The sequence below is a fragment of the Paenibacillus pasadenensis genome (genome assembly GCF_023715725.1).
Lineage (GTDB): Bacteria > Bacillota > Bacilli > Paenibacillales > Paenibacillaceae > Paenibacillus_O > Paenibacillus_O pasadenensis_A.
Window position 1 is genome coordinate 450793 of the sequence record NZ_JAMBOT010000002.1, and the last position, 18163, is coordinate 468955.

The window sequence follows — 18163 nt, forward strand, 5'->3', positions numbered from 1 at the left end:
GGTGGTGAGAATGTACACGCTGCCTTTTATACAAATAAAAGCAGAACCTGACATAGAAACGGCGTCTTCGGGTAAATAGAGTCAGCGGGGAGACAGGCGAATATAGTTGGACATATTGCCGCATACTTCGTGATATGGAAATTTGATTGTGTAAGTTGGTAAGCCGGAATAAGGAGGTACTTCAAATGAAATATTTGATTGCGATTGCCGGATTGGTGGTCATATTTGCATTATCCTACCTGGCGAGTAAAGATAAGAGGCGCATCCGCTATCGGCCGCTGGCGCAGTTGATTATATTACAGGTTGTCCTGGCGTTTATATTGTTGAACACGACCATCGGCGAGACGCTGGTTCGTGGATTTTCTTCCGTGTTTGAAGCGCTGCTTGGTTATGCGGCGGAGGGCGTTAACTTTGTGTTTGGCGGATTGCTGAACGAGGGCCAAGGAACGCAGTTCTTCTTGTCGGTGCTTCTGCCGATTGTGTTTATCTCCGCTCTGATTGGCATTTTGCAATATACTAAAATACTGCCGTTTATTATTAGATACATCGGCTTAGGGCTTAGCAAGGTAAACGGCATGGGCAAGCTGGAATCGTACAATGCGGTTGCTTCCGCTATTTTGGGGCAATCCGAGGTGTTTATTTCCGTCAAAAAGCAGATCGGCCTGCTGCCGGAGCACCGCATGTATACGCTGTGCGCATCCGCAATGTCGACGGTATCCATGTCCATCGTTGGGGCATATATGACGATGATTGAGCCCAAATACGTCGTTGCGGCGTTAGTTTTGAATCTGTTCGGCGGTTTTATTATCGCGTCGATTTTAAATCCGTATACAGTATCCAAGGAAGAGGACATTCTTGAGGTACAAGAAGAGGAGAAACAGTCGTTCTTCGAAATGCTGGGCGAGTACATTATGGACGGCTTTAAGGTGGCCATTGTAGTCGCTGCAATGCTGATCGGTTTTGTCGCGCTGATTGCGATGATCAACGGACTGTTCGGATTGCTGTTCGGCATTACGTTCCAGGAGATACTGGGCTTTATTTTTGCGCCGGTTGCCTTCCTTATGGGGGTTCCTTGGAGCGAGGCTGTTGAAGCCGGTAAAATTATGGCCACAAAAATGGTCGCCAACGAATTCGTGGCGATGCTTGATTTGGCTAACGTTACAAAAGAAGGCATCATGTCTTCGCGGACGATTGGGATTGTGTCCGTATTTTTGGTCTCGTTTGCGAACTTTTCGTCGATCGGCATTATTGCCGGTGCTGTAAAAGGGCTGCACGAGAAGCAGGGGAATACCGTTGCCCGCTTTGGCCTCCGGTTGCTGTACGGAGCTACGCTGGTCAGCATGCTTTCGGCTACTGTTGCCGGTCTGTTCCTATAATGTAATTCCAATCGCGTTTTGTCAGATGTGAAATAGGAGGGCCTATTATGATGCTGCATGTTCGGTGCAGCGTTGTAATAGGCCCTCTTTTGTGCTGAACAGCCGCTTTTCCGCCTTATTTCTAGAAAATTGAGAGCAATTGAGATAAATGCTACATGGTCCAGTATGCTTTTTGCTACAAAAAAATAAATGTGAACCTTACTCCGGGACGAATCATTGGCTACAATTGGCAGTGTCGTACTCGGCTAGGTTTCAGGTTTAATGGAGAAAGGATGATCTACTGTGACAGCTTCAAGCAGTCCCGTATTAGAACTTAGATGCATCAGCTCGCTGATTAAAGTGTTTGCCGATTGCGATCTGGATGCAGGTTCGCATTCACGCGCTTCGGCTTTATCAAATGAGACCTATTCCTTCCAGGTCGCTTACCGCTCGGAACGTTTGCTCAAGGGAATAAGCGTTCACGCGGAGGGAAGCCTGGCTTCAGTTATTTCGATTCGGCAAGTCGGCCTTGTCCCGGCTGAAATGCTTAATTATTTTGACCATGACGCTCATGTCGTTCGAGTTACGCCTGGACTTTATCCCGATCCGTTATATCCGCATAAAAAAGCCGAAGGTGCGGTCAGCGTGCCCGGGCAATGGAGAAGCGTCTGGATAACCGTTTCGCTTGACCTCTCCGTTACACCGGGAGTGCATCCTATAAAAATCATTTTCACCTCCGCACAATCCGAGGAGCTCGCGCAAGCCGACTTTGAACTGGAGGTGCTGCCAGGCACGCTGCCGGAACAGCAGCTGGTTCATACGGAATGGTTTCATGCCGATTGCCTGGCCACGTACTACAACGTTAATGTGTTTAGCGACCGCCACTGGGAGCTTATTGATAACTACCTGCAAACGTACGTCCGGTATGGCGGCAGCATGATTTTGACACCGTTGTTCACGCTGCCATTAGATACAGCTCCCGGCCTTGACCGTCCTACTGTTCAGCTGGTTCAAGTGGAAATCACCGGCGATAACCGTTACCGTTTCGATTTCAGCCTGCTGGAAAAATGGGTGGAGCTTTGCAATCGCCGAGGCATTCGTCATTTTGAATTTTCGCATCTGTTCACTCAATGGGGGGCGAAACACGCTCCTAAGGTGATTGCTTTTGAAAATGGAGAAGAGAAAAAGATTTTCGGCTGGGAGACTGATTCTACAGGGGAGCCTTACAAACAGTTTCTTGGGCAGCTGCTTCCGGAATTGATGGAATTCATCCGCAAACACAGACTTCAGGACCGGTGTTATTTCCACATCTCCGACGAGCCGAAGCTGGAGCATTTGGCCGAGTATGAAAGCGCCAGCGATTTGATGCGGGAGCATCTCGACGGTCTGCCAATTCTCGATGCGCTGTCCGCACCTGATTTTTACGTCAAGGGGCTTGTGCATACGCCTATTCCTCCAACAAACCATGCGGATGACGTTTTGCCAATCGTAGAGGGCGAGAGATGGACGTACTACTGCTGCGATCAATATAAAGAAGTGTCCAACCGGTTTTTCAGCATGCCGTCCTCGCGTAACCGGATTATCGGGATGCAGCTCTACAAATACGAGATTCACGGCTTCCTGCACTGGGGCTTTAATTTCTGGTACTCGCAATTTTCCCGGAAAGCGGTGGACCCTTTCAAAATAACCGATTCCGATTACGGGTTCCCGTCCGGAGACGCCTACCTCGTTTATCCGGGGGAGGACGGCCTTCCCATTGATTCAATGAGGCTGCTTGTGTTTCATGAGGGGCTGCAGGATCTTCGCGCGCTGCGCCTGCTGGAATCTCTCGTTGGACGCGAACAGACGGTAGCTATTTTGGAGGAGGATTTGGCTGAACCGCTGACCTTTGCCGTCTACCCTCGAGAGGATGAATGGCTGATCCGCTGCAGGGAGCGCATTAACGCTGCTATCAAGTCCCATCTGCCAAGCGTATCTATAAGCTGACGGCCGTAAATAAACAGAGACAAGCCCGATCCGGCCGCCGGTCACACCGGCTCCAGACGGGCTTGTTTGCGGTAATGCCCCGGAGCGCAGCCCATAATTCGTCTGAATAACGCGGTAAAATGGGCATAGTCCTGATAACCGACGGCAGAGCCGATCGCGGCTATTTTCCCGTCGGTGTCGCGCAGCAGACGGCAAGCCTCGCGGATGCGCAGCCGCTGCTGGTACGCAAGCGGCGGCATGCCGGTATGTTTGGCGAACAGCCGTTGAAGCTGCCGTTCCCCAAGCCCTGCAATACGAGCCAGCTCAGATGTGGGAATAGGCTGGTCGTAGCAGCGGTGCAGATGCCGCAATGCCTCCTCCAGCATCGCATGAACGGGAACGCTGCTGTCTGCTGCCTCCGTGTTCAGCCGCTGAAGATGTACGAGAAGCTGCAAAAGCGCGGCGTGGAGCGAGGCTTCCCAGCCCGGTCTGCGGGCTGCATATTCGTAGTAGAGCCGCTGGAACAGCTTGCCGCATTCCCCGTCCTTGTCCCGGAAGCGCCTAATGCCCGTTGCGGCAAGCAGCGCCAGCAGCGGCGTTCCGCCAGGAACATAGTGAATAAACGATGACAGCCTAAAAGGATCGATCAGGCAGTTCTGCACGACTAGCGGACCTGCCGCATCGGGAGAGGTAGGCCGGAATACGTGGGACACGCCGATCGGAATCAGGATTACGTCGCCCTGCGAGACCGGAAGAGAGCTCCCGTCTCCATAGTGGACACCGCTGCCTTCCGCAACATAAGAAATTTCCGCAAAATCATGCGTATGTTCATGAAGCTCATAACTTTCGACGGCACGGTTCACATAAATCGGAAGATTGGCTTCAAAAAAGTGAACACCTTGCAATGAACCGATGACTCGTTGGACCATTTTGCCAGTGCTCCTTTCCGTTGTCGCAACCCCCCCCTTCAAATGTCGGTAATGCCGCCTACAAGGGGGTGGTTTTCATTATAAGATGAAAACGATTGCGAGAATAGATGTGAAGGGAGCTTTTTGCCGTGACATTGACTATAAAAAGCACTGCCTGCGAGTACCGGAATGAAGCGTTGGGATTAGACGCCGCAAAGCCTAGATTCAGCTGGAAGCTGGAAAGCGCCGCACGCGGAGCCGCTCAGAGCGGATACCGGCTTCAGGTGGCCGAGGCCAGCGATTGCTTCGATAAACCGATATGGGATACAGGGCGCGTCCAGAGCGCGGAGTCGATCCAGATTGCCTACGACGGTCCGGCGCTTCGCTCCAGAACCCGTTATTATTATCGGGTGCAGGCTTGGGATAAAAGCGGTGAGCCTTCGCCATGGAGCCAATCGGACTGGTGGGAAACATCTTTTATGCAAGAGACGGACTGGAAGGCGGAATGGATTTCGGCCGATCCTGAGCTCTATGCGCCGGACGACGAAGCGTCCCCCTTGCTCCGCAAGGAGTTCGAGGCCTTGCAGCCGGTAGCAGCCGCGAGGCTGTACGTTACGGCAGCGGGGGTGTATGAGGTCCATCTTAACGGACAGCGCGTCGGAGAGGATCTGATGACGCCGGGATGGACCAGCTACGGGGATCGGCTCCAGTACCAGACGTTTGATGTTACCGGCCTGATTGTTCAGGGAAACAATGCGCTTGGGGCAGCTCTCGGCAGCGGCTGGTACAAAGGCGAGCTGGTGTGGCAAAATTCGCGCAATCATTACGGCAGCACGAGAGCGCTCCTGCTTCAGCTTCATGTCGTTCATCAGGACGGCAGCGAAAGCATCATAACGTCAGACCCAAGCTGGAAAACGTCTACGGGAGGGCTGCTCTCGTCCGAAATCTATCACGGTGAAGAATACGATGCGCGCCTTGAGCCGAACGGCTGGCTGCAGCCAAACTTTGACGACAGCGCCTGGAAACAAGCGGTGAAGGCGTCCCCTGCAGTCGGAAGGCTGACCGCGCAGGAGCACTTGCCGGTTCGGGTAACCGAGCGGATCAGTCCGATTGCCTTGCTCCGTACGCCAAATGGCGAAACGGTGCTGGACTTCGGACAGAATTTGGTTGGCAGAGTTCATCTCAAACTGAATGTGCCGGAAGGCACGGTGATTATGCTGGAGCATGCGGAGATTCTCGACAGCGAAGGGAATTTTTATACGGCGAATCTCCGTTCGGCGAAGCAAAAGCTGGTTTATACGGCTTCAGGAGCGGCCGAGGAAAGTTATGCGGCAAAATTCAGCTTTTACGGCTTTCGCTACGTCCGGTTGGAAGGTTTTCCGGGGCAGGAGCTTGGAGCGGTGCCGCTGGACGGCTTTACTGCCGAGGTTATGCATACGGATATGCCGCGAACTGGCTCGTTCCATTGCTCGAATGAGCAGATAAACCAGCTGTTCCGCAATATCGTATGGGGGCAGAGAGGCAATTTTCTGGATGTGCCGACGGACTGTCCGCAGCGAAACGAACGGCTGGGCTGGACGGGAGATGCGCAGGTTTTTGTGCGGACAGCCGCGTTTAACTATGACGTCAGCCTGTTTTTTGCCAAATGGCTGCGGGATCTCAAGGCGGATCAGGAGCCGGACGGAGGGGTGCCGCATGTTATTCCGGATGTGCTGCATGATCATTCTTCCGCAGCCTGGGGGGATGCGGCAGTCATTGTTCCGTGGACCGTTTACCGTTGTTATGGCGACCGCTCCATTTTGGAAGATCAGTTTGAAAGCATGAAAGCCTGGGTTGAATACATTCGCAGGCAGGGTGAGGACGAATTTTTGTGGAATACGGGGTCCCATTTTGGCGACTGGCTCGGACTGGACGGCAAAGCCGACAGCTGCGACGGCGCAACGCCGAAGGATCTCATTTGCACGGCGTTTTATGCCTATTCGGCCTCCCTGGTCCGCAATGCGGCGGCAGTGCTTGGCAAAGAGGAAGACGTAACACGTTATTCGGAACTGACGGATCGGGTACGAGAGGCGTTCAATCGTGAATTCATGACACCGGCCGGACGGCTGGCGGCTCCGACACAGACGGCGCATGCCCTTGTTTTGGCGTTCGAGCTTGTTGAGGGCAAGGCGCGGGAACGGGTGGCAAGAGAGCTGAACAGGCTTGTCGCGGAACAGGATTTCCATTTGACGACGGGTTTTGTAGGCACTCCGCATCTTTGTTTTGCCCTTTCCGACAACGGCTACCATGAGACGGCGCTTAAGCTGCTTGTGCAGGAAAGCTATCCTTCATGGCTGTATTCCGTCTCCAAAGGAGCGACCACGATCTGGGAGCATTGGGACGGCGTGAAGCCGGACGGATCGTTTTGGAGCGCCGACATGAATTCGTTCAATCATTACGCCTATGGCGCGATTGGCGATTGGATGTACCGGCGTGTGGCCGGCATCGATATAGACGGGGAGCTGCCGGCGTACCGCTCGATTCGAATTGAGCCTATGTTCGGCGGCGAGATGCTTGATCATGCTTCAGCTGAGCTTGAATCGCCTTACGGCCTTATCCGCTCCGGATGGCGAAAGTACGGGGACAGGCTGGAGCTGGACATCGAGATTCCGGTTAATACGACCGCGAAGGTTCGATTCCCGGCTTCTTATGCCGGGAAAATTAGCGAAAGCGGAGGTTTGATTCGGGAAGCAGACGGTATTGAGCTTATTGAAGAAGGAGAGCTTGGGATCGTTGTCCAGGCCGTATCCGGCACCTATCGCTTTGTACTGGGAGAAAAGTGAGTTAACAGCGAACCAATTCTTTTGAAATCGGAAACAGGCGCTGGCCTCTGCTGAGGTTGGCGCCTGTTCTTTTCTAGCTGTGACCGATCGTTACCCGACTTGCATCGTTGGAGCCAGAACAATCTCCCGAATATTTACGTTTTGCGGCTGGCTGAAAGCAAAATAGATCGTTTCCGCCACTGTTTGAGGAGAGAGTCCTCCTTGGATGGAGTTTTTCCATTCGTTATATCCGCTTTTAATCTCGTCGCTGGTCGTATGCCCGAGCAGCTCCGTCTCAACAACGCCAGGAGCGATTGTTATGACCCGCACATTATGTTTTGCAACTTCCTCACGGACGTTTTCACTCATGGAATGAACCGCAAACTTGGTGCCGACATACGCAGCGTGATCCGTAAAGGTTTTTTTGCCCGCAATGGAGCTGACGTTAATAATGGTGCCGGTTTTACGTTCAATCATTGAAGGCAGCACGGCCTGCATTCCTTTCAGCAAACCGAGCACATTCACATCAAACATTGTTTTCCACTCGTCGCTGCTCTGATTTGCAACATCCCCAAGCAGCATGACTCCTGCATTGTTAATCATGGCTTGGATGGGGCCGAACTTGTCCGCCGCTTGCTGAATGGCGCTTTTCAGCGCTGCCTCGTCCGTTACGTCTACTTTGGCTATCCTAACTTGTTCGCCTTGAAATTTCTCCAGACGCTCGATTCGGCGGGCGAGCAGCAGTACATTATGTCCTTTTTCCAAAAAATAGTTAGCTGTAGCTTCTCCGATGCCCGAGGACGCTCCAGTAATCGCTACAAAACCTTTTGTCATACCATACAACTTCCTTTCTATGTTTCATTTGCAGTTAAGTGTATAATGTAAACTCTTACGAGAACAGTATGCACTTTCAGGTTATTAGGTAACCTCAAGGTGCGTATGAAAGGGGATCGCGAGAATGGAAAACCAGGATGATAAGCCGATTGCGGACACGCGCCGGTACAAATACATGAATGAATTCGATGCAACGATGCAGATGATTCAGGGCAAATGGAAAGTGATGCTCCTCTATGAGCTGTATGAACAGCCTGCGCGAAGGTTTGGAGAACTGATGAAATACATTGACGGGATCTCCCATAAAACGTTGACCAAACAGCTCCGTGAATTAGAAGCGCATGAGCTCCTTACACGGACGTTGTATTCCGAAGTTCCTGCAAGAGTGGAATATAATCTAAGCGACAAAGGCCGCTCGCTGATCCCTCTGCTGGAGATGATCTGCAAGTGGGGGCTGGCGAATGTGGACCGGAATGAAATGGAACGTTTATTATGCGAAGAGGAAAACGATGAATTATTTTCCTGATTTTTGTTGACAAGCCTAATCTTCGCGTGATATATTCTTTCTTGTGATTACGCGGTCGTGGCGGAATTGGCAGACGCGCTGGCTTCAGGTGCCAGTGGTAGCAATACCGTGGAGGTTCGAGTCCTCTCGACCGCATTCCATTTTCAACAAAACCCTTCTTCGGAAGGGTTTTTCTTTTTTCCTCTAATGGGCCGCTGATTATCTCACGTCCATTCCACGATTATTTCCTCAAAGAAGTTTGAATCTAGTGATCTTACCCCATTCACATATTTCAATTATCTAAACACCATACTACTGTAGTAATCAACATCCAGGTGAAGGGGATTTTATGTCACAAAAATCAAACAGACGAATTGTCCTCTGTTTCGTGTGTTTTTTTGTCATGAGCGGTTTTGCGGGCAGTCCCGCTAAACATGGCCGGAGTTATTATGAAGCTCGAGGAGATGTAGTTTGGGAAGTGCCCATGGATGAAAAATGGATTGCCTTGACATTTGATGACGGGCCGAGTCCAAAAGCAACACCGCAAATTCTGGACTTGTTAAAACAGTATAAGGCGAAAGCCACTTTTTTTGTAATTGGGTACCGGCTGGATAAATATCCTGAAATTGCGGCGCGTGAAGCTGCGGAAGGACATGAGGTAGCCAATCATACGGATTCTCACGTTTATTTCAGAGGGGGAATCAGCGAAAAAACCATTGCAGCCGAAATGGACAACGTCCAGAAAAAAATAAAAGCGATAACGAAACATTCTAGTCCATGGTTCCGGCCGCCTGGCGGTTATTATAACGATACGGTCATTCGAATTGCGAAGCAGCACGGTTATACGATCGTATTATGGTCCTGGCACCAGGATACAAAGGATTGGAACAGCCCTGGGACGGGCAAAATCGTCAACAAAGTTCTTAAAAATGCTCGGAACGGCGATATCGTACTGCTGCATGATTATGTCAGCGGCTCCAATCAAACGATTGAAGCTTTAAAAATCATCTTGCCTGAGCTGAAAAAGCGCGGTTACCGCATGGTAACCATTTCGGAACTAATGGCGCATCAAAAACAGCGCTCTTTTCGTAACAGCCAATAAAAGGCCTCCTGCCGCTTCTAATAGCGGATAGGAAGCCTTTTTTTGCTGCAAGCACCGTCAACGCTTCTGGATAAGCGGCAGGAACACCTGGTCCACAATTTCAGCAATCGTTTCTTCAGACATCGGTTCATTGTACAAAATGATTTCATTACGTGCCAGGTCTATGGGCAAAGTAAGCAAACGGGGTGTAACGGCTTCTCCCGATACTTCCCCTCGCTCAACGGCCCGCTGCAGCACAATCGACATTGATCTGCTTGAGCGGCCTTCAGGGAACAGCACAGAGGCGAGCGGCATTGCGCCGAGCTCCGAGATAATTCCGTAAATCGCCTTGGATAACAGCTGCGTATTGTTCAGATTCATCGAACGCAGAATGCCGCAAACATCATCTCTAACATTACCGAAGTCTGGAACTTCCTCAAGCGGAAGGGGAACGCGCTCCCTGATTGCAGCGAGCACAATTTCTGCACGGTTGGCCCAGCGGCGGTACAGCACCGCTTTGCTCGTTCCTGACCTTTCGGCGATGCCCTCCATTGTGACAGCGGCATACTCACGCTCTTTCAGCTCAGCTCTTACCGCCTGCAAAATGGCCGCTTCCAGCTCCTTGCCTCTGCGGCGCGTTTTCAGCTTGTCTTGTTCCTGAGTATTTGACATATTAGCTTCATACCTCTCAAATAAAATACGTTGCATTTCTTATAAGGGCAGTATATCATAAACTCAAATAAGAAACTTAAAGTATCTTATATGTTCATCGAGGAGTGATTGTCATGGGAAAACAAGACGCCACAGCGCTAAATCCGGCCTCAAACGAAGCGGCTTCGAAAAAGATGATGTTCATTTTAATGCTTGGCATTTTGGCACCGTTATTTGATACGACTATAACCAATGTGGCCATTGATACTTTGGTCCGTGAATTTAATACGACTGTCTCGACCATTCAATGGGTCATTACCAGCTATTTGCTGGCGCTCGGCATGGTCATTCCTATCACCGGCTGGGCGGTGGAACGTTTTGGCGGCAAACCGATGTGGCTGTTTTCGCTCCTGGTGTTTTTGCTTGGCTCTGTGTTATGCGGCTTCGCATGGAACATAGAAAGCTTGATCGTTTTCCGTATTATTCAGGGGATCGGCGGCGGTTTGTTAATGCCAATTATGCAGACGATGGGCGTTCGCGCTTCAAACGGGCAAAAGATGGGCAAATCAATGGCTGCAGTTTCTTTGCCGGCGCTGCTCGGACCCATTTTGGGCCCCGTGCTTGGCGGTCTAATCATTAATCATCTGAATTGGCGTTGGATCTTTTTCGTAAATGTTCCTCTCTGTGTTGTTGCAATCGTTATGGCGTGGAGAGGGCTTCCTCATGAAAAAAGCGAGGGCAAAACGCTGCGGCTCGATCTGCTGGGATTGCTCATGCTGTCGCCGGCTGTTGTGCTTATCATTTATGGGCTCGGAGAGGTAAGCTCCAGCCATGGCTTTGGGCATGCGGCGGTGTTGATTCCCGTAGCGGCTGGACTGGCGCTGTTAGCTGGCTTTATCGTTTATGCGCTAAAGAAAGGAGACAAGGCGCTGCTTGATATCAAGCTGTTCCGGGTGCGCTCCTTTACGGTATCCTCTGCGCTGCTATTTTTATCCGGGTTGACTACTTACGGGGCGATGCTGCTGATGCCGCTTTATTTTCAGCAAATCCGCGGGGAGTCCGTGCTTATATCAGGCTTGCTGCTCGTCCCGCAAGGAATCGGAATGCTGCTGACAAGATCGCTGGCTGGAAAATTAACGGATGGGATCGGTTCTCGCCCCGTTGTTCTTGCCGGAACGCTGCTTACGATTCTTGGAACGCTGCCGTTCACCCAGGTCGGCTCAGATACGAGTTATTTCTATTTATGTGCTGCTTTAATTGTGCGCGGAGCAGGGCTTGGAGCCGTATTTATGCCGGTTATGGCTTCTGCTTATGTGGGGCTATCGCCAAAACATATTCCGCATGCCAGCAGCACCACGCGCATTATGCAGCAAATCGGAGGGGCCTTTGGAGCCTCGGTTATCGCGATTATATTGCAGAATGAGCTTGATTCGGTCATGACTCATGATGCGGCTGCAGCAGCTGTCGCGTTTGATCATACGTTCAAGTGGTCAATTGCCTTATCGGCATTGGCGTTAATTCCGGCGGCGATGCTGCCAAGAGTGAAAAAGGAAAACCGCTAATCGTGTCGAATTAAGCGGTATCGGTACAATGTGCCAAGCCTTCCGGACGAGGTCCGGAAGGTTTTTTGACTGTTGCCCGGGCATAATACGCCCAATATGAACAAATTCGGAGGTAAAAAATGAGCAGGTTAAAACAAAAATGGGTTCAATTCGGCGCTGCATGTGCAGCTGTTGTAATGCTTGCGGGATGCGGCTCCGGGGCAGGCGGAAACGCAGATAAACAAGTCTCGGAGTCCGACCCGATGCCGCTTTACAAACGCAACTGCATGTCTTGTCACGGAGGCTCCTTGCAGGGCAGCTCCGGTCCGAATCTGCAGAAAATTGGCAGCGCGCTGACCAAAGATCAGCTGATTGAGACGATCCGCGACGGCAAAGGCAGAATGCCAAGCTTCGGAAAACGTCTTAAACCGGAAGAGATTGACAAGCTAGCTACCTGGCTCGCCGAGAAAAAATAAGAGAACAGCTGCGCATGCAGCCCAAAATCCAGCTTAATTGACGGATCTTCCCTCCTTGGAGCGGCGCATATTCGCCGTTTGACGGAGCAAAATGACTTTACCATCCTAACAAGGGAAGGGAGAGACCGTGAATGAAGCGAGTTAAGCGAATCACTACGGCAGCAGCGCTAGCTTTTATGCTCCTGCAATCAAGTGTCCATTCCGCAGAGGCTGTTTCCGACGCTCCAGCAACAATCGGCGAAACTGCGGCTGAATCGGTTCAGCAGAGAAGAGTTGCCGTCGTCATCGATGATTTTGGCAACAACATGAAGGGGACAGACGAAATGTTCAAGCTGCCGGTGCCTATAACGGCGGCGGTTATGCCCTTTATGCCCACAACCCGCGAGGATGCGGAGGAGGCTCATCGGCTTGGCCTTGACGTTATCGTGCATATGCCAATGGAGCCGAATCAGGGCAAGCGCTCATGGCTTGGACCCGGAGCTCTGGTCAGTACGATGACGGACGCCGAGGTGCGGCAGGCGGTTGAAAAGGCAATTGAGGCAGTGCCGCATGCAGTTGGCATGAACAACCATATGGGCAGCAAAATTACGGCGGACGAGCGGATCATGCGGGTGGTGCTGGCCGTCTGCAAAGAGCGCGGCTTATTTTTTCTGGACAGCCGTACGACCTACAAAACCGTAATTCCTAAAGTAGCGAAGGAGCTTGGCGTCCCGCTGCTGAATAACGATGTTTTCCTGGACGATGTTTACACCGCAGGCCATATATCCAAGCAAATCACCGTTCTGATGAAAAAATCCAAGGAGCAGGCGGATTGCATAACGATCGGGCATGTTGGCGTTCCGGGCGTATTAACCTCCACGGCGCTTCGCCAAGCGGCAGCTTCAATGTCCGGAACCCGCTTTGTGCGCGCCTCCGAGCTGCTGCCTGCTTCAGCGGAAGAAAAGCTTGTACTGCCGAACTCCTGAGGCAATCGCTTCGGCAAGTTTGTCTTGGCCTTTGTCCGATGTAAGCATACGCCGGTCCGCTTCATTGCTGATGAAGCCCATTTCCACAATAACTGCAGGCTGTTTGACGGTGTTTAACAAATAAAACGGGCTGCCGGCTCTCGGCAGCTCGTTTGTTTTTTGCTGCTGATTGAGCGCATCCTGAATGCATAAGGCGAGCAGAGCGCTTTCTCCGCGATTTTTTTGATGCAGGACAACGGGTCCATGAGCGGCAGAGCGCTTCGACCAGTTGACATGCAGGCTGACGAGCAAGCCGGTATGAATTTCTTGCGTTAACTCCGTGCGTTGAGATAAATCCCTTTGATGGCGAGAACGGCTGCCCAGCCAGCGGTTATCGTCACTTAAAGCATAATCGTCGCTTCGGTTGAGGACGGAGCTGACACCGAGCTGCTGCAACCGAGCATGAAGCTTTTTGGATACCGCAAGGTTAATATGTTTTTCCAGAACATCCTCGTGAAAGGTTCCGCCGTCGATTCCGCCATGGCCGGCGTCAATTAATACTTCCGCGTAAGGAAGCGCGCCGCGGTAATTCGGCCCAGGCGCTGTAAACGGCAGGTTATCCTGCTCATTTGCAGGCGCGGCAGCCAGGGCAGCGGCGTACATGGAATCCGAATATCCAAAAAAGAGGCAAATCGCAAGTGTTGCGCCAGCCAGTTTGGCTAGTTTCATGAAAGAATCCTCCATCCGCAAGTTCAAGTTCCTACATACTTTTCCACGAAGAGGAGGAACTATTCGCGTTTGAAGGCTGACGGCAGCGGAAATACTAAGGTTATTGAGGAAAAGGGGGAGAATCATATGGATTCCGAAGAGTGGATTAAGGATATCACGGTGCGTTTTGTTCGTTATGTCGAGACTCCCCGCAAGGTGCATAAGGAAAACCGCAAGCATCGCAAACAAAGCAAAGAACCATGGCTGACACGCTGGTTTGGCATGTCAGGCATGGGAATTTCGATGTGGCTGCGCGGTTTTCGGCGTTAATGGATTAGAAGCTTGCCGTTACACGGGATAAAAGCTTCCTGAAGCGGCTGCCTCTTCCAACGGCCAATAACGGATGCCTTCCGCGCCTGCAATGGAAAAAGCGCCAAAATTCCGTCCATCCGACCAGCTATGATACCCGTAAGCTTGTCCAATCAGCCGGATGGACCCGCCATATAGCTCGGCTGAATAATCGATTCTGCGGCCCGCATCCATCAGGGAAAGCAGACGCTGTTTGCTGGAGTCGGATAACGCAGGCTCAATCAGCCATGCGAGTCTCCGGAATGGATCGTCAGGTTTAAGCAAAATTGCTTTGCGGATTTTTGATTTTGGCATGATAGAGCCCGTTAACGGCTGAGCGGCAACAAATTTGGCGTGTGCATATTTGGAAGCGTTCACATAATGGCGGGCGCCGGTGTTTTTTGCTTTCAATCGTGCGGCTGAGGCGGCTTTCCCAGCCGCCTCCATCAGCCACTGATTATCGTGCAGCGGCAAAACTTCCCCGGACGAAGCGTCGGCATAATAATTCCGGCCTTTTGCATCGGTCAGCCTCCACACTGAAACAGCAGGGGATATATACAGCTTGCTGCGTTTGGCAACGGTTAAATTGGCTTTGCGCAGCCCTTCCTCCAAACGGGAGGTTTCAAAAAGCGGAGCATCTCCTGCTCCGTACTCGCCAAGCGTAAAGCCGCCATCCGGTTTGGCGTGCACAATCATATAACCGACGGACTGGCCGGTTCCGGCGTCTGTTACGGTTGCCAGCCAAGAGTGCCCGCCGGGCCCAAGCGGCTCCAGCTTTAAAGCGGCCCCGCTCCAGGCAGCGAATTCCGGTTGAGCGGACAGCTCGTCCTGCCAAGCCGCAGCTTGCTTTTTCAGCGAATTCATAAATTCGCTTCCTTGATTGGAAGCGCTGCGAACAGAACGTTGGGCAGGTGAAGCATCAGAATTTGCCGCAGCGGCTGCGGTAGTACAAATCAGCAGGGCAAGCGAAGCGGCAACAATTGCTTTTGCTTTCAGATTCATGATGGCGTTTCCTCCGATCATCGTAGCGGCTATGATAGCCCGAATGCTGTCGCCGGTCCAACCGGTCTATACCTTTATTGTAGACAAGCCCGCCGGCGAAGGCTGTTGCATGCTGGCGGGCGACCTTTGACTGTTCTTGCCGTTCTCTAGCGCAATTGGTCAGTCGATTCCCTCAAGATGAAAAACTCCGCAGTTTATCGCGGAAACCGTCACCCGCGGCTCATACTGCCAGCGGATTTCCTGACGTTTTGTCTCATATTGGGCTGCTATTGCGTCCTTATGCTCATCCTCTGCTGATTCCAGCATTTTTTCGTAATAATGAGCCAAAATAGCAAGCTCTTCCTCCAGCCTGCGCGCAGCCCCTTCCGCCCAGCTGAAATCTGCTCCGCGCAGCTTTTTCTCCAAATGCGCTTCCACCGTTGCAAGAGCCCGTGCCAGCGTAAACCCGTTGCGGGCCGTATGCACATTGGCAGGTAACTTAGGCGTAAGCCGCAGCGAAGACAGACGTTCGTGGAAGTTCTCCTGGATGTTGCCTGTCGCAAGCGAGATTCCGTAGGAATGGATTTCCTCGCGTTTCATATCGCAGGCGAATTCCACCCGCAAATTGACTCCAAGCCAAGCCGTGTACGCGATGGAATCAAACGGATTGAGAGAGCGGCGCTCCGGCTCTTGGAACAGATACACGTAACTGCCCCCAACGCGGGCTGCTTCAAACAGCTGATCCAGCTTGCGTGAGCCAAAATAAAGATCCTCGCGCGGCGTCCGAACGCCGTTGATAGCCCCATGCACAAATCCGATGGACCGGCTGAGCGCATCATGCGCCGCCTGGTCCAGCGCGCCTAGCTCGGCGGAGGCTTCCGCTTCCGCCTGGCGAAGCTGCTGTTCGTCGTAACGTTTGCTGTCGGTAACGAACAGATAGGTCATCGTTTCCGGCTCGACCCCGGCACGATCAACGTAGCTCCAGTAATAGGGCCGGTTCGTCAGCTCGCGGTCGGCGGCGGGGGAGAGCTTAACTGTCATATGAGCAGGCGACTTTTCTACGATGCGGGAGCCGGTGGCATCCACATAGCGTGAGACAAAACGCTGAATTTGTTTGTCGTTCAAGGCGAATCGACCTCCACAATCGTTGATGCGCCGTCCAGCAGGCGGTTGATCGCATGGCGGCGCGCGGCTCGGGATCCTCTACGGGGAGCGGGGGCTTCCGCTTCTTCAGGCATAGCGGTGTTTTCCGTTTCCGCCGGCTGCTCCGCGTACTTGCGGATGGAATGGCCCAGATGCTCGATGCCTTGCGTCAGATCCTTCTCGTCGCGGGCTTCCAGCAGAACCCGGGCCAGCCGCTGCTCCATCGTCTCTTCCTGTTCAAAACGCTCCAGAATATGATCCAGCTCGCCGATGACGGATTCGAACATATTGATTTTTTCATGCAGCAGATTCACGATATGCTCCTCGATTGTTCCCAGCGTGCACAGATTGTAAATCTGCACATCCTCGGTTTGGCCGAGACGATGCACACGTCCAATCCGCTGCTCAACCCGCATCGGGTTCCAGGGCAGGTCGAAGTTGATAATGCGGCTGCAAAATTGCAGGTTGATGCCCTCGCCGCCGGCTTCCGTGGCGATCATGACCTGGGCTCGTCCCCGGAACAGATCCATCATCCAGTCTTTTTTGCCGCGTCCCATGCCGCCCCGGTACGGAACAGCCGTTATGTCCGAGCCCCGAAAATATTGCAGCAAGTATTCCTGCGTGGCGCGGTATTCCGTGAAAATAATGACCTTGCCGTCGCTCTCGCGGACGAGCTCCATCGCTTTTTCCGCTTTGGTGTTGGATTTGATCTGTTTGATGACCTCGATCAGCTCCCAGATCTTACCCCGTACCGGTGAATCCTCGGCCGTCTTTTTGAACAGATTGACCAGCGTCAGAAACACGGAATCGCGGCTGGAGCAAACCTCGCGCTGCAGCGTCACCATGGACAGCATGCTCGTCAGATTGCCGCCGCTTTCCTCATAACGCTCTCGCACGAAGGTGGTGACCGCCTCGTACAGATTCATTTCTTCGGTGGAAAGCTGCAGCGGAATGTTGCGCACGATCCGTTTGGTGAACTTCACGTCGCCCTCGCCGCGCCGGTTGCGAATCATCACCGACGACAGCGCTTCCTGCAGCTGGCCTTCGTTTTTCGGCGTGCGTTTGCCAACAACAAAGTTGGAGGCGAACTCGCCGTGTCCGCCGAGCTGGCCCGGTTTAAGCAGCGTAATGAGGTTGTACAGCTCCTCCAGGTCGTTCTGCACCGGCGTGGCGGTCAGCAGCAGGCAGTATTTTTTGCGCAGCTGTGTAATGAATTGATAGTTGGTCGTTTTTTTATTTTTCAGCTTATGCGCTTCGTCGATAATGAGCATGTCGTAGTCGGTGCCAAGCAGCAGCTCCCGATGCGGGTCGCGCTTGGCGGTGTCGATAGAGGCGACCACAACATCGTAATTCCATGTGTGCGCGCGTTTTTGCGCAATGGCGGTGATGCCAAATTTGGTATTCAGCTCGCGTACCCATTGCAGGACCAGCGATGCCGGAACAAGGATGAGCGCTTTGCGCACAAGCCCCCGCACCATGTATTCCTTGAGGATCAGTCCGGCCTCAATCGTTTTGCCAAGCCCGACCTCGTCGGCCAAAATCGCTCTGCCGCCCATATCGTGCAGCACGCGCACAGCAGTATCGGTCTGATGTTTCATCGGCTCCAGGCCGTTCAGGAACCGGACGCATTGCAGCTCTTCAAAACTTTCGATACGGCGCGAGTGCTCCGCCTCCATGGCAAGCTGGTACAACGTCCAATCATCCCAAGGACCGTTGCGGTCGATCCGGGACTGCAGCTCCTCAAACCAGGCGCGGTCCATGCGCAGATCGACGAGCGGATGCAGCCGTCCCGCTCCGCCTTCTTTGACGGTTCTTGTCATCTCTCTCGGCCCCTCTCTTTGTCTTCAATGCTTCCAGTATGCCCCAAGGAACGAGGTTCAATAAGCGTTTAATCAACGGATGAACAACAACATGCAAATCAA

General features: G+C 52.5%; 16 protein-coding genes and 1 tRNA gene. 10 read left to right on the top strand and 7 right to left on the bottom strand.

Annotated elements, in window-relative coordinates:
• Positions 1 to 185: 185 nt before the first annotated feature.
• Positions 186 to 1376 (top strand): NupC/NupG family nucleoside CNT transporter, encoded by a 1191-nt coding sequence (locus tag M3223_RS07420; RefSeq protein WP_251560578.1) that lies wholly within the window; start codon positions 186 to 188, stop codon positions 1374 to 1376.
• 282 nt (positions 1377 to 1658) lie between these two features.
• Complete coding sequence (locus M3223_RS07425; RefSeq protein ID WP_251560580.1) at positions 1659 to 3341, top strand: DUF4091 domain-containing protein; 1683 nt, start codon at positions 1659 to 1661, stop codon at positions 3339 to 3341.
• Positions 3342 to 3382: 41 nt separating this feature from the next.
• Here M3223_RS07425 and M3223_RS07430 read toward each other — a convergent pair whose 3' ends face one another.
• Positions 3383 to 4249: an AraC family transcriptional regulator gene (locus M3223_RS07430; RefSeq protein WP_251560583.1), complete on the bottom strand. Its 867-nt coding sequence runs from the start codon at positions 4247 to 4249 to the stop codon at positions 3383 to 3385.
• A gap of 128 nt (positions 4250 to 4377) precedes the next feature.
• Between M3223_RS07430 and M3223_RS07435 the strand changes: the two genes are divergently transcribed.
• A complete protein-coding gene (locus M3223_RS07435; protein ID WP_251560585.1) occupies positions 4378 to 7050 on the top strand; it encodes a family 78 glycoside hydrolase catalytic domain in 2673 nt (890 codons plus the stop codon).
• A 90-nt stretch (positions 7051 to 7140) separates the two neighbouring features.
• Here M3223_RS07435 and M3223_RS07440 read toward each other — a convergent pair whose 3' ends face one another.
• Positions 7141 to 7863, bottom strand: a complete 723-nt coding sequence (locus M3223_RS07440) for an SDR family oxidoreductase (protein WP_251560587.1) — start codon at positions 7861 to 7863, stop codon at positions 7141 to 7143.
• A 124-nt stretch (positions 7864 to 7987) separates the two neighbouring features.
• On the opposite strand from M3223_RS07440, the gene M3223_RS07445 reads away from it, so the two are divergent.
• The 3 genes from M3223_RS07445 to M3223_RS07455 all read left to right on the top strand — a co-directional run bounded on the left by M3223_RS07445 (position 7988) and on the right by M3223_RS07455 (position 9470).
• Positions 7988 to 8389 (top strand): winged helix-turn-helix transcriptional regulator, encoded by a 402-nt coding sequence (locus tag M3223_RS07445; protein ID WP_251560589.1) that lies wholly within the window; start codon positions 7988 to 7990, stop codon positions 8387 to 8389.
• 51 nt (positions 8390 to 8440) lie between these two features.
• Positions 8441 to 8524, top strand: a tRNA-Leu gene (locus M3223_RS07450).
• Between the two features lie 247 nt (positions 8525 to 8771).
• Positions 8772 to 9470 (top strand): polysaccharide deacetylase family protein, encoded by a 699-nt coding sequence (locus tag M3223_RS07455; protein WP_251561005.1) that lies wholly within the window; start codon positions 8772 to 8774, stop codon positions 9468 to 9470.
• Between the two features lie 57 nt (positions 9471 to 9527).
• On the opposite strand, the gene M3223_RS07460 is transcribed toward M3223_RS07455, so the two are convergent.
• Positions 9528 to 10121: a TetR/AcrR family transcriptional regulator gene (locus M3223_RS07460; RefSeq protein ID WP_251560592.1), complete on the bottom strand. Its 594-nt coding sequence runs from the start codon at positions 10119 to 10121 to the stop codon at positions 9528 to 9530.
• Positions 10122 to 10234: 113 nt separating this feature from the next.
• Here M3223_RS07460 and M3223_RS07465 point away from each other — a divergent pair, with 113 nt between their 5' ends.
• From M3223_RS07465 to M3223_RS07475, 3 genes are all read left to right on the top strand, one after another.
• A complete protein-coding gene (locus M3223_RS07465; RefSeq protein ID WP_251560594.1) occupies positions 10235 to 11662 on the top strand; it encodes an MDR family MFS transporter in 1428 nt (475 codons plus the stop codon).
• A gap of 119 nt (positions 11663 to 11781) precedes the next feature.
• Entirely contained in the window at positions 11782 to 12117 is a 336-nt protein-coding gene (locus M3223_RS07470; RefSeq protein WP_251560596.1) for a c-type cytochrome, read from the top strand.
• Between the two features lie 131 nt (positions 12118 to 12248).
• On the top strand, positions 12249 to 13082 hold the full coding sequence (locus M3223_RS07475) for a divergent polysaccharide deacetylase family protein (RefSeq protein WP_251560598.1): 834 nt from the start codon (positions 12249 to 12251) through the stop codon (positions 13080 to 13082).
• Here the strand turns inward: M3223_RS07475 and M3223_RS07480 are convergent.
• Positions 13047 to 13790: an N-acetylmuramoyl-L-alanine amidase family protein gene (locus M3223_RS07480; RefSeq protein WP_251560600.1), complete on the bottom strand. Its 744-nt coding sequence runs from the start codon at positions 13788 to 13790 to the stop codon at positions 13047 to 13049. The genes M3223_RS07475 and M3223_RS07480 overlap by 36 nt on opposite strands.
• A gap of 126 nt (positions 13791 to 13916) precedes the next feature.
• Here M3223_RS07480 and M3223_RS07485 point away from each other — a divergent pair, with 126 nt between their 5' ends.
• The gene (locus tag M3223_RS07485; RefSeq protein ID WP_251560603.1) at positions 13917 to 14099 is read left to right on the top strand and encodes a YqzE family protein; all 183 of its coding nucleotides are present in this window, start codon (positions 13917 to 13919) and stop codon (positions 14097 to 14099) included.
• A gap of 18 nt (positions 14100 to 14117) precedes the next feature.
• On the opposite strand, the gene M3223_RS07490 is transcribed toward M3223_RS07485, so the two are convergent.
• The 3 genes from M3223_RS07490 to M3223_RS07500 form a co-directional block, all read right to left on the bottom strand.
• On the bottom strand, positions 14118 to 15119 hold the full coding sequence (locus M3223_RS07490; RefSeq protein ID WP_251560605.1) for a hypothetical protein: 1002 nt from the start codon (positions 15117 to 15119) through the stop codon (positions 14118 to 14120).
• 159 nt (positions 15120 to 15278) lie between these two features.
• Complete coding sequence (locus M3223_RS07495; protein WP_251560607.1) at positions 15279 to 16223, bottom strand: YqhG family protein; 945 nt, start codon at positions 16221 to 16223, stop codon at positions 15279 to 15281.
• Entirely contained in the window at positions 16220 to 18061 is a 1842-nt protein-coding gene (locus M3223_RS07500; RefSeq protein WP_251560609.1) for a DEAD/DEAH box helicase, read from the bottom strand. Before M3223_RS07500 ends, M3223_RS07495 begins: the two co-directional genes overlap by 4 nt.
• Positions 18062 to 18163: the final 102 nt, after the last annotated feature.

What these genes read in the sequence shown, in the direction of transcription:
- M3223_RS07420 (WP_251560578.1), top strand. Translation starts at nt 186, where the DNA reads ATGAAATATTTGATTGCGATTGCCGGATTGGTGGTCATATTTGCATTA.
- M3223_RS07430 (WP_251560583.1), bottom strand. Translation starts at nt 4,249, where the DNA reads ATGGTCCAACGAGTCATCGGTTCATTGCAAGGTGTTCACTTTTTTGAA.
- M3223_RS07440 (WP_251560587.1), bottom strand. Translation starts at nt 7,863, where the DNA reads ATGACAAAAGGTTTTGTAGCGATTACTGGAGCGTCCTCGGGCATCGGA.
- M3223_RS07445 (WP_251560589.1), top strand. Translation starts at nt 7,988, where the DNA reads ATGGAAAACCAGGATGATAAGCCGATTGCGGACACGCGCCGGTACAAA.
- M3223_RS07455 (WP_251561005.1), top strand. Translation starts at nt 8,772, where the DNA reads ATGAGCGGTTTTGCGGGCAGTCCCGCTAAACATGGCCGGAGTTATTAT.
- M3223_RS07460 (WP_251560592.1), bottom strand. Translation starts at nt 10,121, where the DNA reads ATGTCAAATACTCAGGAACAAGACAAGCTGAAAACGCGCCGCAGAGGC.
- M3223_RS07465 (WP_251560594.1), top strand. Translation starts at nt 10,235, where the DNA reads ATGGGAAAACAAGACGCCACAGCGCTAAATCCGGCCTCAAACGAAGCG.
- M3223_RS07470 (WP_251560596.1), top strand. Translation starts at nt 11,782, where the DNA reads ATGAGCAGGTTAAAACAAAAATGGGTTCAATTCGGCGCTGCATGTGCA.
- M3223_RS07475 (WP_251560598.1), top strand. Translation starts at nt 12,249, where the DNA reads ATGAAGCGAGTTAAGCGAATCACTACGGCAGCAGCGCTAGCTTTTATG.
- M3223_RS07480 (WP_251560600.1), bottom strand. Translation starts at nt 13,790, where the DNA reads ATGAAACTAGCCAAACTGGCTGGCGCAACACTTGCGATTTGCCTCTTT.
- M3223_RS07485 (WP_251560603.1), top strand. Translation starts at nt 13,917, where the DNA reads ATGGATTCCGAAGAGTGGATTAAGGATATCACGGTGCGTTTTGTTCGT.
- M3223_RS07490 (WP_251560605.1), bottom strand. Translation starts at nt 15,119, where the DNA reads ATGAATCTGAAAGCAAAAGCAATTGTTGCCGCTTCGCTTGCCCTGCTG.
- M3223_RS07500 (WP_251560609.1), bottom strand. Translation starts at nt 18,061, where the DNA reads ATGACAAGAACCGTCAAAGAAGGCGGAGCGGGACGGCTGCATCCGCTC.